Here is an 11693-nt window from a genome sequence, read left to right on the forward strand (position 1 = left end):
TCATCGGCCGCGTACCTTGCGGATCGTGTCGCGGTACCAGAGTGCGCTCTGCTTCGGGGTGCGGACCTGTGTCTCGTAGTCGACGTGCACCAGGCCGAACCGCTTCGCGTAGCCGTACGACCACTCGAAGTTGTCCATCAGCGACCACGCGAAGTACCCGCGCACGTCCGCGCCCTGCTGCCGGGCCGCCGCCACCGCCGCGATGTGCGACGACAGGTACGCCGTCCGGTCCTGGTCGGCCACGAAGCCCGACGGGTCCGCCACGTCGTCGAACGCCGCGCCGTTCTCGGTGATCACCAGCGGCACACCGGGGTACTCGCGGGACAGCCGCACCAGCAGCTCCGTGAAGCCCTCCGGGATGATCTCCCAGTCCATCGCCGTCACCGGCCGCCCGAACGGCACCGGCTCGCTGATCGGGTTCCCGTCCGCGTCCTCGGTCCGCCCCTGGGCATCCACGCCGGCGAAGCGGTGGCTCGAGTAGTAGTTCACGCCGAGCACGTCGATCGGCTCGCTGATGATCGCCAGGTCGCCGTCCACCACCGGGAGCTTGACCCCGCGGACGGACAGGTCGTCGAGGATGTCGCCGGGATACTGCCCGCGCAGCAACGGGTCCAGGTAGATCCGCGCGCCGAGGCCGTCGGCCCGCCGTGCGGCCTCCTGGTCCGCGAGGCTCTCGGACGCCGCCATCGCGGTGCCCATGTTCAGTGTGATTCCCAGCTCGATCGGCTCGGTGGCCGCCGCACGCATCCGTTGTGCCGCAAGGCCATGGCCGAGCAGCAGGTGGTGCACGGCCTCCATCGCGTCGGCGAAGTTCCGCCGTCCCGGCGCCTGGCGGCCCTCGTAGTAGCCGAGCATCGCCGAGCACCAGGGCTCGTTCAGCGTCGTCCACGTGCGGACCCGGTCCTGCAACCGGTCGAACACGAGCATCGCGTAGTCCGCGAACCGGTACGCCGTGTCCCGCGCCGGCCAGCCGCCCGCGTCCTCCAGCGCCTGTGGCAGGTCCCAGTGGTACAGCGTCACCCACGGGTCCACACCGGACCGAAGCAGCTCGTCGACCAGCCGGTCGTAGAAGTCGAGCCCCGCGGCGTTCGCCGGCCCGCGGCCCGTCGCCTGGATCCGGGGCCATGAGACGGAGAACCGGTACAGGTCCACGCCGAGCGAGCGGATCAGCTCGACGTCGGCAGGCATCCGGTGGTAGTGGTCACACGCCACGTCACCGTTCTCGCCCCCCTCGACCATGCCCGGCGTCCGGCAGTAGGTGTCCCAGATGGACGGTCCGCGACCGTCTTCCTCGTGCGCGCCCTCGATCTGGTAAGCCGAGGTCGCGACCCCCCACCGGAACTCCGTCGGCAGGCTCGCGATCAGCGCCGCCTCCTCCGCGGACTCCAGTGTCACCGTGGTGTCCAAAGATCCTCCTCCGTTCTCGACTCGGCATGCAGCCAGCAGGCCACGGCCCGGTCGCCATGTGGCGCCAGTGTCGGTGTGCGGTCCGCGCACGGTTCGAACGCCTTGGGGCAGCGCGGGTGGAACGCGCACCCGGACGGCATGGCCCGCAGGTCCGGCGGCGAGCCGGGGATTCCGGTCAGCTCGCGGCGCGGCCCACGCAGTGCCGGGAACGAGTGCAGCAACCCGTCACTGTACGGGTGCAGCGACTCCCGGTACAGGGCGTGCGCCGGCGCGGACTCGACGATCCGGCCGCCGTACATGATCGCGATCCGGTCCGAGAACTCCACCAGCAGCGACAGGTCGTGTGTGATGAACAGCACCGAGAACCCGATGCGTTCCCGCAGCTCCACCAGCTGCGCGAGGATCTGCCGCTGCATCACGACGTCCAGCGCCGTGGTCGGCTCGTCCATCACGACGACTCGTGGCTCGAGCGCGAGCGCCATCGCGATCATCACGCGCTGGCGCATGCCGCCGGACAGCTGGTGCGGGTAGCTGCCCAGCCGGTCGGCGTTGATGCCGACGAGCTTGAGCATGTCCTTCGCGCGGGCCCGCCTGGCCGCCTTGGTGGTACCCGGTTCGTGCGCGGCGATCACGTCGCACAGCTGGGTCTCGACCGTGTGCACGGGGTTGAGCGAGTTCATCGCGCCCTGGAACACGATCGAGATCTCCGACCAGCGGAACCGCCGCAGCTTCGACGTCGACAGCCGCAGGAGGTCGATGGCCTCGCCGTCCCGCGGGTGGTACAGCACGCTGCCGCCCGTGACCACGCCCGGTGGCGGCAGCAGTCGCAGCATGCCGTAGGCCAGGGTGGACTTTCCGGAGCCGCTCTCCCCGGCCAGGCCGAGCACCTCGCCGCGGTGCAGCGTGAGGCTGACGTCCCGGACCGCGTGCACGGCCTCGTCGCCGACGCCGTAGCCGACGTTCAGGTTCCTGATCTCCAGCACGGGCTCACTCATGGGTACTCCCGGAGAGCACCGGCGTGAAGCCGACCCGCATCCTGACCCCGCGCGTGTTCGCGCTGGACCGCAGGCGCGGGTTGACGTACTCGTCGATGCCGAAGTTCAGCAGCGCCAGGCCGGTGCCCAGCAGCGCGATCGCGACGCCCGGTGGCACGAACCACCACCACGCGCCCTGCGCGAGCGCCTGCTGGCTCTGCGCCCAGAACAGGATGGCTCCCCAGTTCCACTCGGAGACCCCCGGCACCCCGATGAACGCGAGCGTGATCTCCGAAAGTACCGCGAAGATCACCGTGCCGATGAAGCTCGCCGCGATCACCGCGGTCAGGTTCGGCAGGATCTCGAACCCGATGATCCGCCAGGTCGACTCGCCGGTCGCCTTCGCGGCCTCGACGTAGTCCCTGCGGCGCAGCGAGAGTGTCTGCGCCCGCAGCACCCGGGCACCCCACGCCCAGGACGTGCAGCCGATCACGAGCGCGATCGTCATGTCGTCGGTGTCGGGCAGTGACAGCGTGATGATGAGGATCAGCGGCAGCGCCGGGATCACCAGGAAGACGTTGGACAGCGCGGAGAGGCCCTCCGCGCCGGCGCCGGACAGGTACCCGGACGTCACGCCGATCACCACGCCGAGGACGGTCGCGACGACACCCGCCACGATCCCGACGAGCATGACGCTGCGGGAGCCGTCGAGCATCTGGCTGAAGAGGTCCTGGCCGAGGTGCGTGGTGCCGAACCAGTGGGCGCCGTTGGGCCCGACGAGCAGGTCGTCGCCGCGCTTGCCGGGGTCGTACGGGGCGAGCATGGGTCCGAAGACCGCGAGCAGGCAGAAGAACCCGAAGATGACGAGCCCGACGACCGCCTTGCGGTTGCGGAGGAACCGGAGTGCCATCAGCCCTCCTTCCTGGTGCGCGGGTCGAGCACGAGGTAGATGAGGTCCGCGAACAGGTTCGCCACCAGCACCGACAGCGTGATGACGAGGAAGATCCCCTGCACCAACGGGTAGTCCTTCGAGCCGACCGCCTGGAACAGCTGGAAACCGACACCCGGGTAGGAGAACACGATCTCGACGAGCAGCGTGCCGCCGACGATCAGCCCGAGCGACAGCGCGAACCCGGAGACGTTGGGCAGCAACGCGTTCCGCGCCGCGTAGTTGATCATCACGCGGCGCTCGGACAGCCCCTTGGCGTGCGCGACGGTGATGTAGTCCTCCGAGGACACCGTGAGCATCATGTTGCGCATGGACAGGATCCAGCCGCTCATCGACGAGATCAGGATCGTGATGGCCGGCAGGAGGCTGTGGTAGACCGCGCTCCACACGAAGTCCATGTCCCAGCTCGGGACGACACCGGGGTCGTAGCCGCCGGACGACGGGAACGGGCCGCCCTGGTCGGCGAGGAACGTGATCGCGACCAGTCCCAGCCAGAAGTAGGGAATCGAGGAGAGGAACGTGGTCGCCGGCATCACCATGTCGACCCAGGAGCCGCGCCACCAGCCGGCGATCACGCCGAGGAACGTGCCGAGGAAGAAGCTGATGACCGTGGTGAGGCCGACGAGCCCGAGCGTCCACGGCAGGGAGTCGGCGAGCACCTCGGAGACCGGCGTGGGGAAGAACGTGAACGAGAGGCCGAGGTCGCCGCGGAAGAGCTGGCCGAGGTAGGAGGCGTACTGCTGGAAGATGTTCTGGTCGTTGTCGAGTCCGAAGAGGACGTACAGCGACCTGATGGCCGAGGTGTCGAGCATCCCGTGCGACCGCGAGATGAGCGCCTGGACCGGGTCGCCGGGGATGAGGCGCGGCAGGAAGAAGTTGATGGTGATCGCGGCCCACGCGGTGAACAGGTAGAACCCGACGCGGCGGAGGAGGTAGCCCATCAGGGGCTCACCTCCGCCGCCTGCTCCGCCACGGTCCGCGCGTCGTACAGCCAGCACGCGGCCCAGTGCGGACCGTCACCGTTCGACTCGACGGCCAGGCGCGGCGGCGCCTCGACCGCGCAGCGGGCCATCGCGTGCGGGCAGCGGGGATGGAACCGGCACCCGGACGGCGGGTCGATCAGGCTCGGCGGCTCACCGCCGCCGACATCCTCCACCTCGGACGCCTCACCGGTGATTCGGTCCGGGTCGGGCGCCGACGCGATCAGCAGCCGGGTGTACGGGTGCGCCGCGTGCTGGGTCACCGCCTCCCCGCCGCCGCCCTCGACGACCTGCCCGGCGTACATCACCAGCACCTCGTCCGCGAAGTACCTGGCCGACGCGATGTCGTGGGTGATGTACAGGATGGCCAGGTCGAGCCGGTCCCGCAGGTCGCGCAGCAGGTTCAGCACACCGAGCCGGATCGAGACGTCCAACATGGACACCGGCTCGTCGGCGAGCAGCGCCTCCGGCCCCGCGGCCAGCGCACGCGCGATCGCCACCCGCTGCCGCTGCCCGCCGGACAGCTCGTGCGGGAACTTCGGCAGGAACCGCTCCGGCGGCGTCAGCGACACCTGCGTCAGCAGTTCCTCGGCGGTCATCGGGCTGCCGTGGATCCTCAGCGCCCGCGTCAGGTGGTACCGCACGGTGTGCACGGGGTTCAGCGACGCGAACGGGTCCTGGAACACCATCTGCACCCGCCGGCAGTACGCCCGGAACCGCCGCCCGGTCGCCCGGACCGGCGACCCGTGCAGCAGCACGTCGCCGGACGTCTGCCGGACGAGCTGCGCGAGCAGCCGCGCCACGGTCGACTTGCCGGACCCCGACTCACCCACCATCGCGGTGACCCGGCCCCGCCGCAGTGCCAGGTCGACGCTCTCGACGGCGTGGACGGCCCGCCGCCCGCCGACGAACAGCCGGCGACGGACGGGGAAGTGCTTGGTGAGGCCCACCGCCGCCAGCACCACGTCGGTGGTGGCGGCGGTGGACCGGGTGCTGGCCGTCATCGTGGCCCTACGACGCCGGCTTCAGGTGCAGGATGATGTCGAGCGCGTTCGGCTGCGTCGGCTGGGCAGGCGCGTACTGGTTGTTCTCGTCGGGCCAGCCGACCCAGTTCTTCGTGCTGTACTCGCCGCCCGCGTTGGCCGCGCCCGTGATCAGCACCGGCGCCTGCTCGACGTAGATCTTCTGCAGCTGGTCCATCGCGGCGGTGCGGGTCGCCTCGTCCGGCGCGTTGGCGTACTGCTCCAGCGCGGTGGTCGCCTCCGCGCTCTGGAAGCGGCCCCAGTTGCCGTTGACGCCCGACTGGCCGGTCGGCTTGTACAGCGCACCGTCCATGATGGACTCGTAGATGTCGTACGGCGTCGCGCCGTTGTTGGTCCAGTGCATCACGGCCTCGAACTGGCCGGTGTCGACGTTGGTCGTCCAGGTGTCCTCGTTGGCCTTGTCGACCGCGGCGTCGATGCCGATGTCGGACAGGTTGTCCTTGATGATCTCCAGCGTCGTGATGTAGTCGGACCAGCCGGCCGGGTCGGACAGCGTGAGCTTCACCGGCTTGCCCGTCGGGTCGACGAGCTTGTCACCCTGATAGGTGAAGCCGGCGCCGGTCAGCAGCTTCTTGGCGCCCGCGACGTCGCCCTTGAACTCCTTGCCCTTGTACGCGGCGGCCAGGAACGGCTCGCCGGCCGGCGTCGGGAGGCCCGTGACGCTCTTGATCTCGGGGTAGAAGTAGCCGGCCTCACCCTGCTTGAAGATGTCCGCGCGGTTGATGACCATGTTCATCGCGCGCCGCAGGACCGGGTTGTCGAACGGCTTGAGCTGGGTGTTCAGGAACAGGCCGTGCACGCCGAGCACCGGAGGGAACCACAGCTTGTGGTGCTGCGGGTCCTTGTTCACATAGACGGTCTGGTAGTTCGAGACGAACGTGAAGGCCCACTCGGACGAGCCGTTGGCGAGCGCGGTGGTCTGCGCGTTGTTGTCGTTGTACGACGTGTAGCGCAGCTCCTTGACCTGTGGCTTGTCCTGCCAGTAGGTGTCGCGGCGGGTCAGCGTCACCGTCTGCGGCGTGAACGTCTTGAGCTTGTACGGGCCGGAGCCGACGGGGTCCTTCACCGCGTCGGTGGCCGGGTCCGACATCTTCGACCACTGGTGCTCGGGCACCATCGGGGTCTGGGTGAGGATGTCGGCCTGGTTCACGAACTGGGGCTTCGAGAAGGTCACCGTGACCTTGTTGCCGTCCGCCGTGACGTCGGAGTACGGGATGGCGTTGATGTTCAGCGCCGGCGTCTTCTTGAGCAGGTTGAACGTGAAGGCGATGTCCGCGCCGGTCAGCGGCTGGCCGTCGGACCACGTGACGTTGTCGCGGATGGTCAGCTCGAGCTTGCGGAAGTTGTCCGACCAGGTCCAGTCGGTGGCGAGCCACGGCTTGCCCTTGTCGGCGGGCTTGACCTGGTTGTTCATCACGAGCGGCTCGTAGAGCGCCCACCGGTAGCCCAGCGAGTTGCTCGCGCTGGAGGGCAGGAACGGGTTGTGGTTCTCGGTCTGCGGGCCGTTCGGCATGCCGACGTTGAGCACGCCGTCCGAGTTGCCCGCGGCGCCCGTGGTGCCGTCACCACAGGCAACCAGGCCGGACATCAAGAGTAACGCCGTGCCGAGGGCCACGGCCTTTCGCTTGAGTCGCATGTGCACCGGACTCCTTTGTCGGGGAAGAAGAACGCCAGCGAGGACTGCTGAGCGGAGCTAGCCAGGTCTCTCTGTTGGTCCCGGAGTCAACTCGGGTGACCACGGTCACGTCAATAACGGACAAGTAACGAACTAAGTCTTATTTGAAGACTCGAATAAAGTCTCCCCGGCGGGACGTAGCTAGGCTGGCGCGGTGGCTCTCGAAGGGATGATGCACATGCGACCGAGACGTGCGACGGTACGTGACCTGCGCCGACGCAACCGGTCGACGCTGCTGTCCACCCTCTTCTTCGACGGTCCGCTGTCGCGGCACGAGCTCGGCGGGCACACCGGCCTGTCGGCCGCGACGGTCAGCAACGTGGTCGGCGAGCTGATCGACGACGGCCTCGTGGTCGAGGCGGGGCTCGTGGAGTCCGACGGCGGCCGGCCGCGGGTGCTGCTGCGGGTGAACCCGTCCTACGGGCACCTGGTCGGCATCGACGTCGGCGAGACCGGGGTGACCATGGAGGTGTTCGACCTGGCCATGACCAGGCTGGCCGCCGTCACCCGTCCGCTGGGTGCCGACGACCTGCCGGACGCGGGCGTGGTCAGCCGGCTGATCGCCGAGGGCTTCACCGAGCTGCTGAGCGCGGCCTCGGTGGCCGAGCACACGGTGATCGGCGCCGGCATCGGCGTGCCCGGCACGGTCGAGCAGGGCGCGACGGCACGGGTGCACGCCCAGACCATCGGCTGGGACGGCGTCGAGCTGGCCGAGCTGGTGCGCATGGCGGGCGTCTCGGTGCCGTTCTTCGTGGAGAACGGCGCGAAGACGCTGGGCCAGGCCGAGATGTGGTTCGGCGCCGGGCGCGGCGCCCGGCACGCGGTGATCGCGCTGATCGGCTCGGGCGTGGGCGCCACGGTGATCACCGACGGCACCACCTACCGCGGCGCGACGAGCAGCGCGGGGGAGTGGGGCCACACGACACTGACCTACGGCGGCCGGCAGTGCCGCTGCGGCGCGCTGGGTTGCCTCGAGGCGTACGTCGGCGCGGAGGGCATCCTCGACCGGTACCGGAAAGCCCGCGGCGGCAAGGCGATCCCGCGGGAGAACGAACAGTCGCAACTGGACTTCCTCCTGGAGTCGGTGGAACGCTCGGCCACCGCGGCCGGTGTGGTCGCGGAGACGGTCGGCTACCTCGGCGCGGGGATCGCCAACCTGGTCAACCTGTTCAACCCGGAGCGGATCGTGCTCGGCGGGTGGGCCGGCGTGGCGCTGGGCTCCCGGCTGCTGCCGGAGATCCGCACCGCCACCGCCGCCCATGCCCTGCGCCACGCCTACGAGCAGACGTCGATAGTCCTGTGTGAACTGGGCCAGGACGCGGTGGCCGTCGGCGCGGCCACCCTCCCGGTCGAGGCCCTGCTGAGCCTTGGGTCGGACCCGCGGGTCCGACCCAAGGCCCCGGCTATCTAGGGATAGTTGGGCAGGTAGCTCACCTGGTGCGGCTGGTTGGCGACGTCACCGGTGTCGTTGATGACGCGGTTGATCGTGCCGACACCGCCGAGGGAAACCGTGACCAGGCCGTGGAACCGGACGCCGGAGCGGTTCGGCGCCTCGAAGCCGCGGCTCGCGGTCACCGCGGGGTTGGTGTTGAAGAAGCAGTACGAGCCGACGCCCCATGCCTCGTGCGTGGTGACGTTGTCGCCCACCTTGTACGACGCCCAGCCGAGCGCACCACCGCCGCTCGAACCCCACGTCGCGTTGTCCGGCGGGTCGTACGGCATCTCGTTCTGGTAGAAGTACGTCCGGCCGTTGTTGCCGTTCCAGACGGTGTTGTACTGCTGGTAGTGCTCGACGAACAACCCGTACATGATCACGTTGTCGCCGTTGACGACGAGACCGTTCTGCGCGGTGTTGGTGTTCCAGCCGATGCCGGTGCCGTGGTCGCCGCGCCAGAGCCACATGTGGTCGCCGATCACGTCCTTGCTGTTGATCCGCAACGAGACCGTCGCCTTGCCGGCGTGCTGGCCGCCGACGCGGAAGAACACGTCGTGCAGCGCGGACGGGTTCGCCGAGTGGCTCGCGGTCGAGCCGGACGGGCCCATCTCCACCAGGACGGAGGAGTTCTGCGGGCCGGCGTCGACGAGCAGGCCGGCGAGCTGCACACCGTCCACATCGGACACGGTGATGGCCGGCAGGCCGGTGTCCGGGGTGAGCGTGGCGAGCCCGATGCCCAGCACGATCGTGTTCGGGTTGGTGACCCGGATCGTGTCGTCGAGGTGGTGGACGCCCGGCGTGAACAGCAGGTGCTTGCCCTGTGCCAGAGCGGCGTTGATGGTCGCCGCCGGGGTGCCCTCACGCACGACGAAGAAGTTCGCGAGCGAGATCGAGGTGCCGGCGGGGTTGCCGCTCGCCCACGAGGTGCCGCGGGCGTTCTCCCGCACGGCCGGCACGAACACCCGGTACTCCGTGCCGTCGAAGTACAGGAAGGGCTTCTCCCGGATCTTCGGCGAGGTGTCGACGACCGTGTGCGACGGGTCCGGGAAGTGCTGCGCGGGCGACCCGGTCGTGCCGGTGAACACCATGTTCCAGACCGAGCCGGTCCAGCCGCCGCGCAGGTCGCTGTTTCGGGTGAAGAACTGCTGCTGCGACCCGGAGACCACGACGCCGTCCATCTGGGAGTCGGCGATCAGGCCGCCCGACGCCCAGCCGTCGCCGCCGTTCCACAGCTGGACCTGGCCGGAGAGGTGCATGCGCCGGTAGGGCGCGGCCTGGGACACGGCCCAGCGCTCGATCTGTCCGGCCGGGAGGTGGACGTACATGTTCTCGGCGGAGCGCCAGAAGTTCTGCGTGGCGTTGCCGAGGTTGTTGGGGTTGTCGCCCTGCTGGAGCCAGTCGGCCTCGACGCGCACGTGGCCGTTGAGGTTGACCTGGTCCGGCAGCAGGCCGAGACCGGCGACCTGGGTGTAGAAGCGCAGGTCGACGTCGGCGTTGTAGGTGCCCGGCTTGAACAGGACCGCGTAGCGCTGCGTGCCGAACTGGTTCGTCCGCATCGTGCTCGCGATGGTGTTGAGCCGGGACTGGATGGTGCTCTGCGGTGTCGACGGGTCGAACACGAACACGTTCGGGCCGAAGTCCGGGGCACGCGGGTCGGTCGGCGGGATCACCGGGCCGGTGCCGCCGTCGTCGGTGTTGATGGTCAGCTCCCACAGGGAGTAGCCGTACTGGGTGGCACGTGCGGTGCCGTAGACGCGGACGTACCGGCCGGAGCCGCTGACGTCGAGCGACTGGGTCCCGCCGGCGCCGGTGGTCGTGGAGTAGACCGTGGTCCAGTTGCTGGCATCGGTGGACACCTGGAGCTGGAAGGCCCGCCCGTAGGCCGCCTCCCAGTTGAGGCCGACCCGGCAGACCTGCTTGGTCGACCCGAGGTCCACCTGCAGCGACTGCGGGTCGCTGAAGGCGCTGGACCAGCGGGTACCGGTGTTGCCGTCGACGGCGGCACTGGCCGGCGTGCCGGCGTTCTCGGTGGAGGATGCGGTGACGGGACGGTTCAGCGCCGCGTTCGTGCTACCGCACGCGAGCGGCGCCGCACTGGCACTCGGCACGGCGACGATGCCCGCCGCCGCGGTGATCAGCGAGATGACGGCGACGACGAGCCGCCAGGGTGTGTACTTCATTGGACCACCTGTAAATCGATTCAGAGGAGCAGGGAAGGTCCGGCTCAAGGATGCGAAACCGGTCCCGGAACCGGTTCCGAACCTGTGATGCATTTAACAAGCGCCCACCACCCCCGTCAACCCAAACCCCCGACTCCCCGCCCAACCATGCGCGAGTCTCGCGTTCAAACACCCCGAGTCCCGCGTTCGAACAGCGCGAGTCCCGCGTTGAACCACACCGAGTCCCGCGTTCGGACATGCCGAGTTGCGGTCTTGTGCAGATCTCGACCGGTCCGCGTGTGCACGAACGCAACTTGGTGTGCACGAAGCCGCGACTCGGTGTGCGTGAACGCGGGACTCGCTATGGCTGAACGCGAGACTCGCGACTGGCCGAACGCGGGACTCGCGACTGTCAGGTGGCGGGGGCGCTGTCGCGGATGACCAGGGAGGTCGGCAGTACCAGGGGTTCGTCGCGGGCGGGGCCGCCGGCCAGGTGGGAGAGCAGCATCGTCGCGGCGGCCTCGCCCATCTCGCGGGACGGCTGGTGGATGGTGGTCAGTGCCGGCTGGGTGTGGGAGGCGATGTCGATGTCGTCGAAGCCGATCACCGCGACGTCGCCGGGGACCGAGTGGCCGGCCGCGCGCAGGCCGTCGAGGACGCCGACCGCCATGAGGTCGTTGTGCGCGAACACGCCGTCGAGCCGGCCGTACCTGAGCAGCTCGGTCACCGCCGACTGGCCGGCCTCGCGGGTGAAGTCGCCCTCCACCAGCGGCACCTCGCCGGCCACCGACTGGAAGCCGGCCGACCGGTCCCGAGTACAGCCGAAGTCCGAGGGACCCGTGATCATGGCGAGCCTGCGGCGGCCCAACGCCATCAGGTGTTTCGCCGCGTCCCTGCCACCGGCGTCGTTGCTCGTCGCGACGGACGGGAAGCCGGGGTGGTGGCCGCGGTCGTCGATCATGACGACGGGCAGGCCGGACTCGTGCAGGCTGGTCACGTACGGCAGCGCGTCCGGCGGCACGACCAGCAGCAACCCGTCGAAAGCGCTGGCCGACACGTGCCGCGCGAACT

The 11693-nt window shown here is 69.3% G+C and carries 9 protein-coding genes; 1 reads left to right on the forward strand and 8 read right to left on the reverse strand.

Features of this window, described 5'->3' with window-relative positions:
• Genes VET29_RS11475 through VET29_RS11500 form a run of 6 tightly spaced genes read right to left on the reverse strand, consistent with a single transcriptional unit; the run spans nt 1 to nt 6989 of the window.
• The gene (locus tag VET29_RS11475; protein WP_324918945.1) at nt 1-1407 is read right to left on the reverse strand and encodes a GH1 family beta-glucosidase; all 1407 of its coding nucleotides are present in this window, start codon (nt 1405-1407) and stop codon (nt 1-3) included.
• The gene (locus VET29_RS11480; RefSeq protein WP_324918948.1) at nt 1392-2402 is read right to left on the reverse strand and encodes an ABC transporter ATP-binding protein; all 1011 of its coding nucleotides are present in this window, start codon (nt 2400-2402) and stop codon (nt 1392-1394) included. The genes VET29_RS11475 and VET29_RS11480 overlap by 16 nt, the downstream gene beginning before the upstream one ends.
• On the reverse strand, nt 2395-3291 hold the full coding sequence (locus VET29_RS11485; protein WP_324918951.1) for an ABC transporter permease: 897 nt from the start codon (nt 3289-3291) through the stop codon (nt 2395-2397). Before VET29_RS11485 ends, VET29_RS11480 begins: the two co-directional genes overlap by 8 nt.
• The gene (locus tag VET29_RS11490; RefSeq protein ID WP_324918954.1) at nt 3291-4271 is read right to left on the reverse strand and encodes an ABC transporter permease; all 981 of its coding nucleotides are present in this window, start codon (nt 4269-4271) and stop codon (nt 3291-3293) included. Before VET29_RS11490 ends, VET29_RS11485 begins: the two co-directional genes overlap by 1 nt.
• Complete coding sequence (locus tag VET29_RS11495) at nt 4271-5314, reverse strand: ABC transporter ATP-binding protein (RefSeq protein WP_324918957.1); 1044 nt, start codon at nt 5312-5314, stop codon at nt 4271-4273. The genes VET29_RS11490 and VET29_RS11495 overlap by 1 nt, the downstream gene beginning before the upstream one ends.
• Nucleotides 5315-5321: 7 nt before the next feature.
• Nucleotides 5322-6989: an ABC transporter substrate-binding protein gene (locus VET29_RS11500; RefSeq protein WP_324918960.1), complete on the reverse strand. Its 1668-nt coding sequence runs from the start codon at nt 6987-6989 to the stop codon at nt 5322-5324.
• A 217-nt stretch (nt 6990-7206) separates the two neighbouring features.
• Between VET29_RS11500 and VET29_RS11505 the strand changes: the two genes are divergently transcribed.
• Nucleotides 7207-8439: an ROK family transcriptional regulator gene (locus VET29_RS11505; RefSeq protein ID WP_324918963.1), complete on the forward strand. Its 1233-nt coding sequence runs from the start codon at nt 7207-7209 to the stop codon at nt 8437-8439.
• Here the strand turns inward: VET29_RS11505 and VET29_RS11510 are convergent.
• On the reverse strand, nt 8436-10643 hold the full coding sequence (locus VET29_RS11510; RefSeq protein ID WP_324918966.1) for a discoidin domain-containing protein: 2208 nt from the start codon (nt 10641-10643) through the stop codon (nt 8436-8438). The genes VET29_RS11505 and VET29_RS11510 overlap by 4 nt on opposite strands.
• A gap of 391 nt (nt 10644-11034) precedes the next feature.
• Nucleotides 11035-11693 (reverse strand): substrate-binding domain-containing protein (locus VET29_RS11515; RefSeq protein WP_324918970.1); only part of this gene is annotated, 659 nt, incomplete at its 5' end.

Source organism: Actinophytocola sp. (genome assembly GCF_035634895.1).
Classification (GTDB): Bacteria; Actinomycetota; Actinomycetes; order Mycobacteriales; family Pseudonocardiaceae; genus Actinophytocola.

Excerpts from the sequence above, each read along its gene's own strand:
- VET29_RS11500 (WP_324918960.1), bottom strand. The coding sequence starts at position 6,989 with ATGCGACTCAAGCGAAAGGCCGTGGCCCTCGGCACGGCGTTACTCTTG.
- VET29_RS11505 (WP_324918963.1), top strand. The coding sequence starts at position 7,207 with ATGCGACCGAGACGTGCGACGGTACGTGACCTGCGCCGACGCAACCGG.
- VET29_RS11480 (WP_324918948.1), bottom strand. The coding sequence starts at position 2,402 with ATGAGTGAGCCCGTGCTGGAGATCAGGAACCTGAACGTCGGCTACGGC.
- VET29_RS11490 (WP_324918954.1), bottom strand. The coding sequence starts at position 4,271 with ATGGGCTACCTCCTCCGCCGCGTCGGGTTCTACCTGTTCACCGCGTGG.
- VET29_RS11495 (WP_324918957.1), bottom strand. The coding sequence starts at position 5,314 with ATGACGGCCAGCACCCGGTCCACCGCCGCCACCACCGACGTGGTGCTG.
- VET29_RS11485 (WP_324918951.1), bottom strand. The coding sequence starts at position 3,291 with ATGGCACTCCGGTTCCTCCGCAACCGCAAGGCGGTCGTCGGGCTCGTC.
- VET29_RS11510 (WP_324918966.1), bottom strand. The coding sequence starts at position 10,643 with ATGAAGTACACACCCTGGCGGCTCGTCGTCGCCGTCATCTCGCTGATC.